The organism is Mesorhizobium sp. WSM4813, from assembly GCF_055811555.1.
On the sequence record NZ_JBVVQU010000002.1, the window covers coordinates 23,480 to 39,210 of the forward strand.

Genomic DNA, 15,731 nt, shown 5'->3' on the forward strand with positions numbered 1-15,731 from the left:
ACACAGAACCGGCTCCCGGCCGGTCAGTAGCAGCCCCGCGACATCCAGACGGCAGGCACGGTCTTGATGATGATGCGAATATCCTCGAACAGTGACCAGTTTTCGACATAGTGGCGATCGAATGCGACGCGGCTGTCATAGGAAACGTCGTTGCGGCCGCTGACCTGCCAAAGCCCGGTCAGGCCGGGGCGCGATTTCAGGTAATAGACGGCCGAACTGCCGTAGATCTCAAGCTCGTCGCGCACGACGGGGCGAGGACCGACAAGACTCATGTCACCCTGAAGGATGTTGATGATCTGCGGCAGTTCATCGAGGCTGAGCTTCCTCAGCACGGCCCCGACGCGCGTGACGCGCGGATCGTTCTTGAGCTTGCGGGTGGCTACCCATTCGGCGTTGGCTTCCGGGTTGGCGGCAAGATATGCCGCCAGCACCCGTTCGCCATCCTGAACCATGGTGCGAAACTTGAGGCACGGGAAAATCCGTCCTCCCCGACCGATCCGGCTGTGACCGTAGAAAATCGGCCCGCCGTCGGATAATTTGACAAGCAGCGCGACCATCACAAACAGCGGACTGAGAGCAACCAGGCCAATCAGTGAACCGGCAATATCGAAGCTGCGTTTGAGCAGGCCGCCGATTGGTGGAAAGTCGATACCGGCCTGCGGAAAATCCGCGTTGGCCGGCTTGGCTACGTCCCTCATGCGTAAACTCCATACGTTGAACGGATGGTTTACCACACAATATCAAAAAAATGCTGCATCGCAACACACAATTCCTTGAGCGCCTGAAATAATCACGTCATGAATTGACTAAATGATAAACCGATCCTGCACAAATTTTGACCTTTATGGCGCGTTTGTGACAAATTATGGGCAACCTTGAAAAATCTAGTGCTTTTTTGAGGCTGATTTTGGGCGATTCGCTCTTTGTGCCTCGTCCTTGAGCATTATCGCTCTGTAGATTTGTAACATATAGAGGGATTTTAAAGTAAAATACTGATTAATATTGTGGCTCTTACTGATGTGAGTCCATGCCGGGGTGATTGGTCGTGACGCCGATGTGTGCATCGCAACATGGCGGAGTCGATCCCGCGAACTTATCCAAAATAATTTGCCGTTGGCCTTGCCCGCTATTGCCCATCTTAATAGAGTTGCAAATTGTTTCTGTCAGAGTATGGACAGCGTGAGAAGGCCGGAAGCAACCGGCCAAAAGAAAGCGAGTGGCCTCAACAAGCTCGCATGGCGAAGGGAGGCTCGGGGTGGGTCAATCATCGATTTTTGCCCGAGCAGGTGACGGGCTGTCGGGTATGTCGCTACCAAAATTCATTGTCGGCATGATTTTCGCTCTGGCGATCGTGGTCGCCTGGTCTTATCTCGACGGCGCTTCGCTTGGCACAGCGCTTTTTCGCGCTATAGCCTGCGCCATTGTCATCCAGCTGGGCTACTTTCTGCTGGTTTTCGTCATGGTTGCCAGAAATACCCCGACGTCGGCTGATAAGATTCGCGATGCCGAACGAAAGCTGAGTTCGGCCGAAGCGGCCGATGGCGAGAAGTTCAGTGCCAGGAGAAGCCTCCACTGACCTGACGGCAGGTAGCGTCGGCCGGGTTCCTGGCGGACTGCTCGCCCGACAGCATCCTGGACAACCGGCTTCCGGATTTTTCTTCAGCCTCGACCCCTAATATTGCCTAAATTCTGTCGATCGACTGGTGATCAGCGATTCAAGCGCGCTGGCGGCTCCATCCAGAGTGAGCAGGGACGGTTTGCGAAGCGGTCCGTCGATCCGCGGGCATTTCACGGCCCATCGATTTGCGCCATGACGATACCGACAGGAAAGACTGGACGGGGCGAATGATTTTGACGATGCTTTGCTTCGCACTTGCAGCATAAGCGCTGGCTGGCGCTTTTTAACGGCCGGACAGTCAGTGAGGACGAGAGCTGTATTGGCCATTCAACCGGGAACCAGCGAGGAAATCGGAGCTACCGTGCAGTCGAGAGGCGAATTGACGACAGAACCCCAGGTCTGCGTGATCATCGCTGCCCGCAACGCGGCGCGGACAATCCCGGTTGCCATCGCATCGGCATTGCGCGAGCCGGAGGTGGCGGAGGTCGTCGTCGTCGATGACGCCTCCACCGACGACACCGCGAAAGTCGCTCGGGCGGCAGACGATGGCAGCGGCAAGCTTTCCGTCATCCGGCTCGACGTCAACGGCGGTCCCTCCTTCGCCCGCAACGCCGCGATCGCCAGCTCCAAATCGCCGTTCATCGGCGTTCTGGACGCCGACGATTTTTTTCTCGAGGGCAGATTTCGCGAGTTGTTCGCCAGCGCCGATTGGGATTTCGCTGCGGACAACATCATGATGATCAGGGACGATGCGGCCACCGATGTCTCGAAAATCACCGCTCCGCGGTTTTCGGCCGATCCGGAATTTCTCGATTTCGAGCGTTTCATCGAAGGCAATATCTCCAGTCGCCGTGTGCAGAGAGGTGAGTTGGGCTTCCTCAAACCGGTGATCAGCCGCGCTTTTCTCGACCGGCATGGGCTGCGTTATGACGAAAACCTGCGGCTGGGCGAAGACTATGAACTCTATGCGCGCGCGGTTGCTTGCGGGGCGCGCTTCAAGGTCATCAGGTCCTGCGGCTATGGCGCGATCGTTCGCGCGGATTCGCTGAGCGGTCAGCACAAGACGCAGGATCTCAAGCGTCTGGCAGACGCGGATCTGGCGCTGCTGGCGATCGACAGTTTGCCGGAAGGTTCTAAGGCCGTGCTCAGAAGGCACGAACGGCAGGTCCGCGACAAATATCGGTTGCGAAACTTCCTCGACGTGAAGAACGAGCAGGGGCTGACATCGGCTGCGGCCTACGCCCTGGCCAGCCAATCCAACCTCATCCCCATCCTTCGCGGCGTGGCCGCCGACAAGCTGGATGCGCTGTTTCGCCGCGCCGGCTTTGCCTCTAGGCAGCCTGTGCCGCCGCTGCGCTTTCTCATGGCCGCAACCAGCCCGGTCGGCGAGCCTTGAGCTGTCCGCAACCGGCGCCATGCCGATCATGTCAACAGGTCCTTACCCTGCCTCAAAGTGATGCGAATTTCCGTTTCGCCGCACTAGGTGGTTGCCTACTCGCTTTTGGGATGGCATGTATGTTGCGGTGCAGCAATTTTGATAGGCTGTTTGAATCGGTCCGAAAAATGCCTGTCAGAGGAGCTGGACGATGCGACAAGACTTTTTGGCCCGGCCGGACGCAGGGATAGCCTAAAGGCCGGCTATGACAGGAAACTGAGCGCATGGCCTCGATATTTGGCTTCAGATCAAGGGATCCGGCTCGAGACAGGCAGACCGACATCTCGCGCCTTGACCGCCTGGCAAAGCTGCTTGACCAGATCGCAGCCGAGGTCGAGGCGGAGAAAAACGGCCTCGAGAATCGCTACCGGGCAAAGGCCACCAACGCGGCCTTCCTGGTCGAGGCGATGGAAAATGGTGCGGCCTCCTCCAGCAGATCCTCCGAGGTGAGCGACCTGACGAAGTCGATCCTGAATTACGAGCGACGCATCGCGGCGCTCGCACGCCAGAACGAACTGATGAAGGATCTCCGTCATTCGCTGGATGCAATCTTCGACGAAAGCGCCCAGCGTAGCTCGACCGCCAAGCCGGCCGCCGGCACAGGGTGAACTTCGAGATCCCTGGGTGGGCCCACAGGCAGGAGGTGTGGTGTCACTGGGCAAGTAAAGAGGCAGCAGCACAAGGAAGGTACTGGCAGAAGGTCAAGGTCAGCTCGTTTCGTCATGGTTTGAACGTCGACTTTGGGTTGGGGGCGCAGCACAAAGGTGAGTTTGGTATGAACGCGGATCCGAAAAGCACGTCCACCCGAGCAACCGGCGGCAGGCCGCTCACGCGCTCGATCAGGCAAGGGAACCTGAGGCAGCTATGTTCGGGCGGCGCGTTTCTGCTGCTCGCACTCGGCAGCCTGGTTGCAGGCCCGACCCCTTCCCATTCGCAGGACATCCCGACTGCGCCATCGTTCGTCGACGATTTCACCAGCTTCGATCGTGCGCGTTGGTACATTGCCGACGGCTGGACGAACGGCAAGCACCAGAACTGCACCTGGTCCAAAAGCCAGGTCCGGCTTTCCGACGGCATGCTGACGCTCGGTTTCGAAAAGCGGAAGCTAAAGGATCGCGACTTTGCCTGCGGCGAGGTCCAGACCAAGCAGCGCTTCGGCTATGGCACCTATGAGGCGCGGATGAAAACCGATGCGGGCTCCGGCATCAATGCCGCCTTCTTCACCTACATCGGCCCCACTGACAAGCAGCCGCATGACGAAATCGACTTCGAGGTGCTGACGAAGGACACCTCCAAGGTGCAGGTCAACGCCTACATAGCCGGCAAGGGCAAGAACGAGAAATTGGTGGATGTAGCTGGCGGTACTGACAAGGCTTTTAACGACTACGCCTTCGTCTGGGAGAAGGACAGGCTGCGCTGGTACGTCAACGGCCAACTGGTGAACACGATCAAAGATCCGGCAAAGCTGCCCACTCATGCGCAAAAGATATTCTTCAGCCTGTGGGGCAGCGACACGTTGAAGGAATGGATGGGGCCGTTTTCGGATCCGGGCCGCAAACTCACCATGCAAGTGGATCGCGTCGCCTTCACGGCGCTCGGCCAGCCGTGCCAGTTTCCGGAATCGCTGGCATGCAGCATAAAGTAAAGACTAATCTGAACCGGCCGGACCGAAAGCGCTCCGAAGTCTAGAACAGGAATGAAACCAAATGAATTTGACGGTCTTTGGAATTGGCTATGTGGGTCTCGTGCAGGCGGCGGTGCTTGCCGAAGTCGGACACCAGGTGGTGTGCGTCGACATCGACGTGAAAAAGGTCGAGCGGCTCAATCAGGGCCTCATCCCGATTTTCGAGCCCGGGCTCGAAAACCTCGTCAAGGAGAACCACGCGGCCGGCCGCATCAAGTTCACCACCGATGCCGCGGCCGCCGTCAAGCATGGCCAGATCCAGATGATCGCTGTCGGCACGCCTCCGGGCGAGGATGGTTCTGCCGACCTCAAATATGTGCTGGCCGTTGCCGAGGCCATCGGCCGGGAGATGGACGCGCCCAAGATCGTCGTCGGGAAGTCGACCGTGCCGGTCGGCACCTGCGAAAAGATAAAGGCCAGGATCGCCGCGACGCTGAAGGCGCGGGGCCGCGAGGATCTGACTTTCGACGTCGCCTCCAATCCGGAATTCCTCAAGGAAGGCTCCGCGGTGGCCGACTGCATGAAGCCCGACCGCATCATCGTCGGCACCGGCAGTGAGGATACCGAGGCGGTGATGCGTGAGCTTTACGCTCCATTCAACCGCAACCACGAGAAGATGATCGTGATGGATGTGCGCAGCGCCGAGTTCACCAAATATGCCGCCAATTGCATGCTGGCGACCAAGATCAGCTTCATGAACGAAATGGCCAACCTGGCCGAGGAACTGGGTGCCGACATCGAGGAGGTCCGCAAGGGGATCGGCAGCGATCCGCGCATCGGATACCACTTCATCTATCCTGGCCTCGGCTATGGCGGCTCATGCTTCCCCAAGGACGTGCGCGCCCTGATCAAGACCGCCGAAGGCGTCAAGTTCGATGCCAAGCTGCTGCGCGCGGTCGAGGAACGCAACAACGACCAGAAGTCGGTCCTGTTCGACAAGGTGAACCGCTATTTCAAGGGCAATCTGAAGGGCAAGACCTTTGCGCTTTGGGGCTTGGCTTTCAAGCCCAATACCGATGACATGCGCGAGGCGCCTGCGCGTGTCTTGATGGAAGCGCTCTGGAAGGCCGGTGCGAAAGTGCAGGCTTACGATCCCGAGGCGATGCAGGAATGCCAGGCCATCTATGGACTGCGCGAAGATCTGCTGTTGTGCGGGACCAAGGAGGCAGCGCTGCGTGGCGCCGATGCGCTCATGATCGCCACCGAGTGGAAGAACTTCCAGGCGCCGTCATTCGACGCGATGAAGGATGCGCTGATCACGCCGATCATCTTCGACGGCCGAAATCTCTACGACCCGAAGGTCATCGCTCGCTACGGCATCGAATATCACAGCATCGGCAGAATGGCGGCGTGACGATAGGGCTGTCCAGCAAGGAGCCAGGTCCATGAAAGTTCTGTTTGCAGGCGGCAATGGCTACACGCCGCAGTTCAGCGGTGGCGTTCAGTCGAGCACGCACCATCTGGTCGAGCAGTTGCGCGAGCATGGTCATGACGCCTCAGTTCTGGCGGCGCTGTTCGGTGATGGCATGTTCGGCTTCAAGGCGCGCGCCAAGATGAAGCTACTTCGCCAGCGTGCGGTCATCGACAGCTACCCCGGTTACCCGGTGGTGCGGGCGTGGTTTCCCTGGGAAGCGGCGCGCTTTGCCGTCGAACGGCTCAACCCCGATGTCGCCGTCGTGCAGTGCCACAAATCGGTGCCGATCGGAAAAGCGCTGCAGGCGCTCGGCGTGCCGCTGGTGGTCTATCTGCGAAACGTCGAATTCCACGAACTGGCCGGCGACCTGCGCGAATTGCATTCGGCGCTTTATATCGCCAATTCCGAATTCACCGCGCGCACCTATAAGGAAAAGTTCGGAATCGATTCGACGGTGATCCCGCCGACCATCAATCCCGGGCTCTACAGCACGCCGACGACCGGGGAATTCGTCACGCTGATCAACCCCTACAATGAAAAAGGGTTCGAACTCGCCGTGCGTATTGCCGGCCAGTGCCCCGAAATCGCGTTCCTGTTCGTCGAAAGCTGGAAGCTCGACGACGACCACCGGGCGCAGATCGAACAGACCATCGCTCCGCTGCGCAACGTCAGGCTGGAAAGCCGCACCAGCGACATGAAGACGGTCTATGGCCGCACGAAGATCCTGCTGGCGCCGAGCAAATGGGAAGAGGCCTGGGGGCGGGTGGCATCCGAGGCCCATTGCAGCGGTATTCCGGTCGTCGGGTCCCGGCGCGGCGGTCTGCCGGAAGCGATTGGCGCCGGCGGCGTGGTGCTCGACTATGACGCACCGCTCGACGACTGGGTCGCGGCGGTCAGGCGGCTATGGAGCGACAAGGCCGATTACGACAAGCTGTCGGCGGCGGCGCAGCTGTTTTCGGAGCGACCGCAAATGAACCCCGACAGCCAGTTCGCGACCTTCCTCGGTGTTCTCGACAACGCCAGGCAAGGCGCGCTGGATCGTGCCGCCTGATGCATTTCGCCCAAGAGCATACACGTTGCCCAGAAGCCTGCCTTTGCGCCTGACCCAAGGGGATGGCTTTGGGACAACGACACCCACAACACCAGACGCTTGAGGCGCCTCGCACGACGGCGACGGGCGTCAGCCTCTATCCGCGCGAGCAGATCGCCGACCGGCCTCGAAAGATCGTCCACTCAATGAAGATTTGCTTCGTAGTTGATAAATTCCCCTCTTTGTCGGAGACATTCGTCCTCGACCAGATAGCCGGATGCCTTGAGCGCGGGATGCAAGTCGGCGTCGTCTGCAACGAGACGTCCTTCGGCAAGGATCGCAACATCGACGATCGCCGCTGGCAGGCGCTGCCTGGGAAGGTCGTCTGCTGGTGGGGCGGCCTGGGGCGCTTTCGCCCGACGCTGAGGAGATGGTCCGGCAGGTTCTGGGATAAACTCTCGACCGCTATCGACATCGCCTTTGCGCGCAAGCTGCAGAACGCCGACGTGATCGTCGCGCATTTCGGCAATAACGGCATGCGCGTCGCCCGCGCCATGAAACGAGGCAGGATTTCAGCTCCGCTGGTGACCATATTCCACGGCCGCGATGTCGGCGAACCGCTGCATGACAACACGCTCACGCGCTACAAGGTCGTCTTCGAAAAGGGCGCTCTCCAACTGCCGGTGAATGCGTTTTTCCGCGACACCCTGATCGGGGTCGGCGCGTCGCCCGCGCAGGTCAGGGTCCACCATATGGGCGTGCGGCCGGGTGAGATCGACTACCACTGGCGTTCCTGGGACCAGGACACGCTGTCCTTCATCTCCGTCTGCCGGCTGACCGAAAAGAAGGGCATCGAATTCGCCCTTCGCGCCCTCGCCAGCCTGCCGCGGCGCGACTGGGTCTATTCGGTGATTGGCGGCGGCGAATTGCTGGAGGAGTTGAAGAAGCTCGCCTTAAATCTCGGCATTGCCGACCGGGTGACTTTCCTCGGGCCGCGCCCGCACGCCGAGGTCAAGCAGCGCCTGCGCGATGCCCATGTATTCCTGCTGCCCAGCGTTGCTGCGCAGGACGGCGATCTCGAGGGTATTCCGGTGGCGCTGATGGAAGCTATGGCCGCCGGGCTGATCGTGGTCAGCACCTATCACTCGGGCATCCCCGAGCTGATCGAGGATCAGGAGACAGGCTTCCTCGCACCGGAGCGAGACGTTGCGGCGTTGGCCCGCAAGCTTGTCTGGGTGTCCGAGAACCCGGAGAAATGCGAGCGCATCGCACGTGCGGCGCGCCGCAAGATCGAGCAGGATTTCAACGCGGACGCGCTTAACGAGCGTTTTGCACAGATCGTCACGCAGCTGGCCGAAGCCAGGCACCCGGCATGAACGCCAACCCGCCCCCCCAGTTCGGTCGCGTCGCCCTGCGCGGCGGCGTGGTGACGATCGGCGCGCAAGGCTTCAAGATGGCGATCCAGTTTCTCTCCGTGATTGTGCTTGCCCGTCTGCTTGTCCCGGAGGATTTCGGCCTGGTGGCTTCCGTCGCGCCGATCGTGGCTTTTGTCGGGCTGCTTCAGAACCTTGGCCTCCAGCAGGCTGTGGTCCAGCGCAAGGATATCAGCGCAGAGCAGCTCAACCAGGTATTCTGGATCAGCGCGCTGGTTGGGCTGGGCAGTGCCGTGGTGGTGGCATGCCTGGCGCCCGCCATCGCTGCCTTCTATGGCGATCAACGTATGGTCGGGATTACCATCGGCTCTGCCGTGCCGCTGCTTCTTGGCAGCCTCGCCGCGGTGCCGCTGGCGCTGATGAACCGTCATTTGCGCTTTGGCCAGCTCGCGGTGAATGACGTGATTACCGCCGCTGCCGGACTCGCGACTACCGCAGTCGCGGCCTATGCGGGGCTGGGCTATTGGTCGTTGGTCATCGGCCCGGCGGTTTCTGCCGTTGTCGCGCTGTCGGCGGCATGGCAGGTAGCGCGCTGGACGCCGTCGCGGCCGGACCTGAAGGTCGATACCGACATATTGTCTTTCGGCGCCAATCTCACCGGCTTCAATCTGGCCAACTTCTTCTCGCGCAATCTCGACAACATTCTGATCGGAAAATATTCTGGCCCGGTCGAGCTCGGTTATTATGACCGCGCTTACAAGCTCCTGCTGTTTCCGCTGCAGAACATCAACCAGCCGCTGACACGCGTGATGGTGCCGCTGCTGAGCCGCATTCATGAGGACAAGGCGCGGTTTCGCGACATCTATGTGCGAACCAACTGGATGCTGGCGGCCGTCACCATGCCCGGCATCGCGGCGCTGACGCTGACGTCGGACCAGGTGGTGGGGCTTCTCTTCGGCGAGCGCTGGACAGCGGTGGCGCCGATTTTCGCCTGGCTGGGCATCGCCAGCCTGATCCAGTCCGTTTCAAGCACCACCGGATGGATCTTCATCTGCCAGGGCAAGACCAAGACCATGTTCCACTGGGGCATCTACTCGTCGCTGACGACGGTCGCCGCCTTCATCATCGGATTGCACTGGGGCGCCGTCGGCGTCGCGGCTGCCTACGCAATCAGCGGCTATGTGTTGCGCGTCCCAGTGCTTGCCGTTCTGGTCCACCGGGTCGGCCCGGTGACCGCAGCCGACTTCCTGATCATGCAGGGGCTTTTCATCCTGTCGTCGCTGCTTGCCTGGTCCGTGTACCGATGGCTGCCGGCATCGCTGACCGGCCAGTCAGACCTGCTCGCGGTGGTCTTGGCGGTTGCCCTCAATTATTCGATTGGCCTGATCCTCATGCTTGCCCTGCGCCAGTCGCGCAGCGCCCTGTTCACCACGCTTTCCAGCGCCATGCGCAACGCCCGCTAGGCCAGCGATTACCGGTCTCAAAAGCTCACCTGCCGACATCGCCGACGCATGCTCCTCAAGCACTGCCTGAAGGCTCGTCCTGCGATAGAGGTCGAGATTCGCGGTAAGTCTGCCGAGCTTCTCGCTCGCTTCCTCGGGCGTCACCGTGTCGATGTCGAGCAGCAGGTCGGCGACGCCGATCCGCTTGGCGAGTTCCTTGGTCTTGAATTCATAGGCGATCGGCAGCACCGGCGTGCCGACGCAGAGCGACATGATCATCATGTGCATGCGCGTTGCGACGACGAAATCGAAGCCTTTCACCAGGGCCATCAATTGCTCCGGCGTGTGGAACGAAGCATCCACGCTGACATGCTTGGCGATCTCCGGATCGAGCTCGGCAACGATCGCCCGCGCCGTCTTGGAATCATCATGGGCGTATTCCGGCACGCCCTGGCAGGTGGAGACGAAGGTGACCTCCTTGGCGTGCTCCCTGACAAGGATGGTCGCAATCTCGCGGATCGAGTCGATGTAGCGGCGCATGCCGCCCTCGCCGTCGCTGACATAGTTCCAGTGGCGCACGGAAATGGCGACTCGGCCGGTGACCGCTGCCGACCGGCCGGAGGCTAGAAAATTTCCGATCCTGTCGGTATCGGCCAGGGCAAAGACGGCGTCGGCCACCACGTGGCATTTGCCGGGGTCTTTCACCATGTCCACAATGTGGTTTCTCGAACGCTCGTCGCGCAGCAAGATGAGCGGGCTCCGGTCGAAGATCGGGCTCAACTCCTGGCGATTGTAACTTTTGTTGAACGGGCCAAGCGATTGCGTGAAGAAGACCGGATCCTTGCCCAGAATCGCGTCGATTCGGAATTGATTGAGCCGCCGCTCTAGATTGTAGGTCTCGACGAGATAGGTTCCGCCTGTCGTGACCACGAGGTCGGCGTCTTTGTAGATCTCGAGACCACGGCGATTGCTTGGGCTGAAAAAACTCCGGAGAACGCCGCCGGTGCCGAACCGCCGCAGGGCATTGAGTACGAGCCGATTGTAGGTCGGCTTGAACAGGTTCTTCAGCCCGCTGCCGTATTTGTAGCGGAACAGCGATTCCGACAGCAGCTTGTGGAATTCGAGATCAGGATACTCTTTCTTCGTGTAGAGCCTCGCCGCCACCTCCGGCTGGCTGTCGAAGACGTAGAACTGGATGTCGTCTTGCACGATCGTCTTGAAAACATGGCGGATCGCCAGGAGAATCGCTGCATCCCCGGTATTCAGGCAGACAGTGTTTTCAACCGCGATCTTCATGGAATGACCTCATTTCGTGAGTAGGTCCCGTGGTTCCCCAACGGGTGCCAAAAGGGGGCGGATTGCGGGCGGATTGGCCGAAAATGCTGCACGCCAAGGATAGTCCTCGCGTCGTGATTGTTGGCGCGCAGCCCATTGGCAGGCGACGCGCGGTCCATGCGGCCCAAGCAGAGCGAGATTACCCCATCGATTTTGCAGCGCAACAAAAAACGTGGATTTTTGCTACGCTGCACCAAAAATGTTGCGATGCAGCACGAGCTGTACTAGGATTCTTGTGGGCGGGCCAACAGCGGTCGAGTTTTCATGCTGCATGTCTTGTACTTGGTACACGACGTCTCCGACCCGGCCGTGCGCCGGCGGATCATAATGCTTAAGGCAGGCGGCGCCCAGGTTACACTGGCGGGCTTCCGTCGGACGGCAAGCCCGGTCACCGACGTCGAAGGCTTGCGCCCGATCGACCTTGGCGCGACGCGCGACGGCCGATTCGCCCAGCGGCTGGCAGCAGTCACAAAGGCGGCGGTCTCGATCGGCTCCAAACTCGGGTCGATGCCAAGACCCGACCTTATCATCGCGCGCAATCTGGAAATGCTGGCGCTTGCCCGTCGTGCCAGATCGGCGTTCCAGGCGACGGTGCCGATCGTCTACGAGTGTCTCGACATCCATCGCCTGCTGCTCCGCGACGACTTTCTCGGCAAGGCGATGCGCGGTGCGGAGCGCTATCTGGCCAGGGATGTAAAGCTGCTGGTGACCAGTTCGCCGGCCTTCATCGCCAACTATTTCAAGCCGTTCGGGCAGATTGCCGCGCCGGTCGAACTGCTCGAAAACAAATATTTCGAGCCTGCCGCGGTTGCGCTGGATGATCGCATAGGGGCGGATGATCCCGTCGCTCCGCCTTGGCGGATCGGCTGGTTCGGTGCACTCCGGTGCCGCCGCTCCCTGGAGCTCCTGGCCGAATTTTCTCGCCGGCTCGACGGTCGCTTCGAAATCATCCTCAGAGGCCGCCCGGCGCTTTCCGAATTTCCGGATTTTCACGGTTTTGTCGAAGCCGAGCCCTGGCTTTCGTTTGGCGGGCCCTATCGGAACCCCGAAGATATGGCGACGATCTATCGCGAGGTTCATTTTTCCTGGGCTATCGACTTTTTCGAGCAGGGGCTCAATTCCGAATGGCTGCTGCCCAACCGCCTCTACGAGGGCTGCCGCTTCGGCGCCGTGCCGATCTCGATGGGCAACACCGAAACCGGCCGGTTTCTCGACCGGCAGGGTATAGGCGTTCTTTTGCCTCAAGCCACGCCGGAGGCACTCGAAGCCGCCCTTGGGGATATGGACGAGCATCGTTTCGGGAAATTGCGGGCGCGTGTTCTTGCCCGCAATCCGCGAACCTGGAGCCACGATCGCAGCGATTGCCGGGCGCTCGTCGAGAAGCTTCGCGGGTTGACGGTTGTGCAGAATCCGTATGCTGCCCAGGCACTTGCCTAGGATGGCGAGGGATGGATATGGGCCGATGACGCCAACCGAAAAGCTTGCGCCCAGCCTGATCGTGATTCCGTGCCTGAACGAAGCGGCTCACATCGGTGCCCTTGTTCATGAGCTTCGACCGGCGGCCGAGAGGCTCGACGCCAGGATCGTCGTTGCCGATGGCGGCAGCACGGATGGCACAAAGGCGATCGTCGAGGAGATTGCCGGGAAGGATCCGCGGATCATCCTTCTTCACAATGAAAAGCGCCTCCAGAGCGCGGCGATCAATCTCGCTGTCGCAAGTTACGGCGAGGGGGCTGAATATCTCATTCGCATCGACGCGCATGGCGGCTATCCCCCGGATTATTGCGATCGGCTGGTCGAGGAGGCGCTGGCCACCGGCGCCGATTCGGTCGTCGTCTCCATGCTGACCAGCGGCAGCGGCACGGTGCAGAAAGCGGTGGCGGCTGCACAGAATTCCAAGCTCGGCACCGGCGGCTCCAAGCACCGGCATCTCTCAGTGGGCGAGTGGGTCGATCACGGCCACCATGCGCTGATGCGGATATCGGCCTTCAAGGCGGTGGGCGGGTATGACGAGACATTCAGCCACAACGAGGATGCGGAGCTCGACTACCGGCTGCGTCAGGCCGGTTACCGGATCTGGATGAGCGGCAAGACGCAAATGATCTATTATCCGCGCGCGTCGCTCGCCGGCCTGTATTTCCAGTATCTCGGCTATGGCCGCGGCCGCGCAAAGAACGTTCTCAAGCATCGCATGATACCGAAGGTCCGGCAGATGGTTCCGCTTCTGGTGTTCCCTGTCGTCCTTCTCTCTGCCTTTTTCTTCGTGCATTGGCTGGCGGTCGTGCCACTTCTGGTGTGGGCGTCGGTTTGCCTCGGCTATGGCGTGTGGACCGCCATCAGCCAGCGCAATCCGGACAGTGCGCTTGCCGGGATTTCGGCGATGGTCATGCATTTCGGCTGGTCAGTCGGCTTTTGGCTGCAACTGCTTGGACCGCGATCGCAGCGTAGGAGGGTAGCGTGATGGGTGTGGCCGAGAAAAACCGCAGCAAAAACCGCAGCATCGACATTTGCGTCTGCACGTTTCGGCGGCCGGAGCTTGCCGACACGCTTCGCTCCATAGCCGCCCTGGAGGTGCCTTCGGGATTCGACATCCGCGTCATCGTCGCCGACAATGATGACGGCCCGACGGCCGAGCTGCTGGTGGCGACGCTGGCGGAGACGCTGAAGCTGCCGATCAGCTACCGTCATTGCCCGGCGCGCAACATCTCGATCGCCCGCAACGCCTGCCTCGACGCCAGCACGGCGGATTTCGTCGCCTTCCTCGACGATGACGAAACGGCATCGTCGAGATGGCTCGCCGAATTGGTTGCTACGGCGGAAGTGAGTGGTGCTGCCGCCGTGCTCGGGCCGGTGCGGGCGCGCTATCGGCCGGACGCGCCCGACTGGATGCGCCGAGGCGATTTCCACTCCACCCTGCCCGTCTGGGTGGGCGGCGAGATCCGCACCGGCTACACCTGCAATGTCCTGCTCAGGATGGGCGCCGACTGCCTCCGCGGCCGGCGGTTCAGCCTCGCGCGTGGCCAGACCGGCGGCGAGGACACCGAATACTTCGACCATATGGTCAGGGCCGGCGGTCGCATAGCCTTTTCGCCGCAGGCCTGGGTCGATGAAGTGGTGCCGCGCGCCAGGGCCGCTTTCGACTGGCTCCGTCGCCGCCGGTTTCGTGTCGGGCAGACGCATGGGCACCTCCTGGGGCGCGACGCGAGTGGCCTCGCGCTGGTCAGGCAAGTCGGCCTTGCCTCGGCAAAGGCGGTCTACTGTTTCGCATCGGCAATCCCGGTCGCCATCAATCCCGTGCGCAGGAACCGCAGCGTGCTTCGCGGCATTATGCATGTCGGCGTTGTGAGCGGTCTCGTCGGCGTGCGTGAAATCCGCCAATACGGCCTGCCCACGCCGCAGGAAGGGGGCAAGCGTGCAGCCTGACGTCACCTTTGTCATTGCCGCCTACAATGCGGAGCTGACCATCGAGCGGGCGATCGCCAGCGCCATCGCCCAGCGCGATGTCAGCGTTGAGGTGATCGTCGTCGACGACCAGTCACGCGACCGGACGCTCGATCTGGCGCGATCCTACCCCGAGGACATCGTGCGCGTCGTCGCCCTTGAGCAAAACCGCGGCCCCGGCGGCGCCAGGAATGCCGGCCTTGAGCTTGCCCGTGGCCGGTGGGTCGCGGTCCTCGATTCCGACGACGCCGTCTATCCCGGGCGGATCTGCACCATGATTGACCGCGCCGAAAAAGCGGGTGCCGAGATCGCGGTCGACAATCTCCAGGTCGTTCGCGAGGACGGCGTTGCCGAAGAGACGATGTTCCCGGCCGACTATCTCGAGGGCTTAAGTGAAATCTCACTGGCCGACTATATCGCCGGCAATGTGGTCTTCGAATCCAGGTTCAACCTCGGCTATCTCAAGCCGATCTTCCAGCGACGCTTCCTGAACGAAAACGGGCTTCGCTATGACGAAGGCCTGATCATCGGCGAAGATTACATCCTGCTGGCCAGTGCTCTGGCCAAAGGCGGAAAATGCGTGGTCGAGCCGACGACCGGCTATGTCTACCATATCCGGACCGGCTCCATTTCCCGCGTGCTCGAACTTCATCACGTCGAGGCGATGCGCAAGGCCGACCTCGTTTTCGCCAGAACCCATTCGATGGATGCAAAGGCCGAGGCCGCTTTCGCAAGACGCACACGCAGCCTGCGCAAGGCGGCGTCGTTCCTGTCGCTGGTCCAGCACATCAAGGCGCGCTCCCCGCTCAAGGCGGTGTGGACGGCGCTAAGCGATCCGGCGGCGGTTCGGCATATGAGCATGCCGATCGCCGTCCGGCTGCGAAGGGTGGCGGCGCAATTTGCCGTGGGTGCGGGGGAGGTAAAGGGTGCAGGCAGGTGAAAACAGTTTTCGCGGCCTG

13 protein-coding genes and 1 pseudogene are annotated in these 15,731 nt (G+C 61.0%); 12 read left to right on the forward strand and 2 right to left on the reverse strand.

The features are described from left to right. Positions 1 to 23 precede the first annotated feature (23 nt). Complete coding sequence (locus AC0L25_RS01185; RefSeq protein ID WP_473593836.1) at positions 24 to 698, reverse strand: sugar transferase; 675 nt, start codon at positions 696 to 698, stop codon at positions 24 to 26. 518 nt (positions 699 to 1,216) lie between these two features. On the opposite strand from AC0L25_RS01185, the gene AC0L25_RS01190 reads away from it, so the two are divergent. The 8 genes from AC0L25_RS01190 (at position 1,217) to AC0L25_RS01225 (ending at position 10,017) form a co-directional block, all read left to right on the forward strand. Next, positions 1,217 to 1,576, forward strand: a complete 360-nt coding sequence (locus AC0L25_RS01190) for an exopolysaccharide production repressor exox (RefSeq protein ID WP_473593837.1) — start codon at positions 1,217 to 1,219, stop codon at positions 1,574 to 1,576. 421 nt (positions 1,577 to 1,997) lie between these two features. Further along, complete coding sequence (locus AC0L25_RS01195; protein ID WP_473593838.1) at positions 1,998 to 3,014, forward strand: glycosyltransferase family 2 protein; 1,017 nt, start codon at positions 1,998 to 2,000, stop codon at positions 3,012 to 3,014. 263 nt (positions 3,015 to 3,277) lie between these two features. Beyond that, complete coding sequence (locus AC0L25_RS01200) at positions 3,278 to 3,661, forward strand: hypothetical protein (RefSeq protein WP_473593839.1); 384 nt, start codon at positions 3,278 to 3,280, stop codon at positions 3,659 to 3,661. A 167-nt stretch (positions 3,662 to 3,828) separates the two neighbouring features. After that, positions 3,829 to 4,698 carry an endo-1,3-1,4-beta-glycanase ExoK gene (exoK, locus tag AC0L25_RS01205; RefSeq protein ID WP_473593840.1) on the forward strand — a complete coding sequence of 290 codons (870 nt, stop codon included), beginning with the start codon at positions 3,829 to 3,831 and terminating at the stop codon, positions 4,696 to 4,698. A 61-nt stretch (positions 4,699 to 4,759) separates the two neighbouring features. Further along, a complete protein-coding gene (locus tag AC0L25_RS01210; protein WP_473593841.1) occupies positions 4,760 to 6,091 on the forward strand; it encodes a UDP-glucose dehydrogenase family protein in 1,332 nt (443 codons plus the stop codon). A 31-nt stretch (positions 6,092 to 6,122) separates the two neighbouring features. Continuing rightward, positions 6,123 to 7,202, forward strand: a complete 1,080-nt coding sequence (locus tag AC0L25_RS01215; RefSeq protein WP_473593842.1) for a glycosyltransferase — start codon at positions 6,123 to 6,125, stop codon at positions 7,200 to 7,202. Between the two features lie 185 nt (positions 7,203 to 7,387). Continuing rightward, positions 7,388 to 8,557, forward strand: coding sequence for a glycosyltransferase (locus AC0L25_RS01220; protein WP_473593971.1), 1,170 nt, complete (start codon positions 7,388 to 7,390; stop codon positions 8,555 to 8,557). Beyond that, entirely contained in the window at positions 8,554 to 10,017 is a 1,464-nt protein-coding gene (locus AC0L25_RS01225) for a lipopolysaccharide biosynthesis protein (RefSeq protein WP_473593843.1), read from the forward strand. The genes AC0L25_RS01220 and AC0L25_RS01225 overlap by 4 nt, the downstream gene beginning before the upstream one ends. A gap of 222 nt (positions 10,018 to 10,239) precedes the next feature. Here AC0L25_RS01225 and AC0L25_RS01230 read toward each other — a convergent pair. Beyond that, positions 10,240 to 11,292: pseudogene (locus AC0L25_RS01230) on the reverse strand (polysaccharide pyruvyl transferase family protein); the annotation flags it as partial. 303 nt (positions 11,293 to 11,595) lie between these two features. On the opposite strand from AC0L25_RS01230, the gene AC0L25_RS01235 reads away from it, so the two are divergent. The 4 genes from AC0L25_RS01235 to AC0L25_RS01250 are packed head-to-tail and all read left to right on the forward strand — an operon-like array spanning position 11,596 to position 15,712. Beyond that, complete coding sequence (locus AC0L25_RS01235) at positions 11,596 to 12,768, forward strand: glycosyltransferase family protein (protein ID WP_473593844.1); 1,173 nt, start codon at positions 11,596 to 11,598, stop codon at positions 12,766 to 12,768. A gap of 25 nt (positions 12,769 to 12,793) precedes the next feature. Further along, positions 12,794 to 13,792, forward strand: coding sequence for a glycosyltransferase family 2 protein (locus AC0L25_RS01240; RefSeq protein WP_473593845.1), 999 nt, complete (start codon positions 12,794 to 12,796; stop codon positions 13,790 to 13,792). Next, positions 13,792 to 14,754: a glycosyltransferase family 2 protein gene (locus tag AC0L25_RS01245; protein WP_473593846.1), complete on the forward strand. Its 963-nt coding sequence runs from the start codon at positions 13,792 to 13,794 to the stop codon at positions 14,752 to 14,754. Before AC0L25_RS01240 ends, AC0L25_RS01245 begins: the two co-directional genes overlap by 1 nt. Further along, positions 14,744 to 15,712 (forward strand): glycosyltransferase family 2 protein, encoded by a 969-nt coding sequence (locus tag AC0L25_RS01250; protein ID WP_473593847.1) that lies wholly within the window; start codon positions 14,744 to 14,746, stop codon positions 15,710 to 15,712. The genes AC0L25_RS01245 and AC0L25_RS01250 overlap by 11 nt, the downstream gene beginning before the upstream one ends. The last annotated feature ends 19 nt before the right edge of the window (positions 15,713 to 15,731 follow it).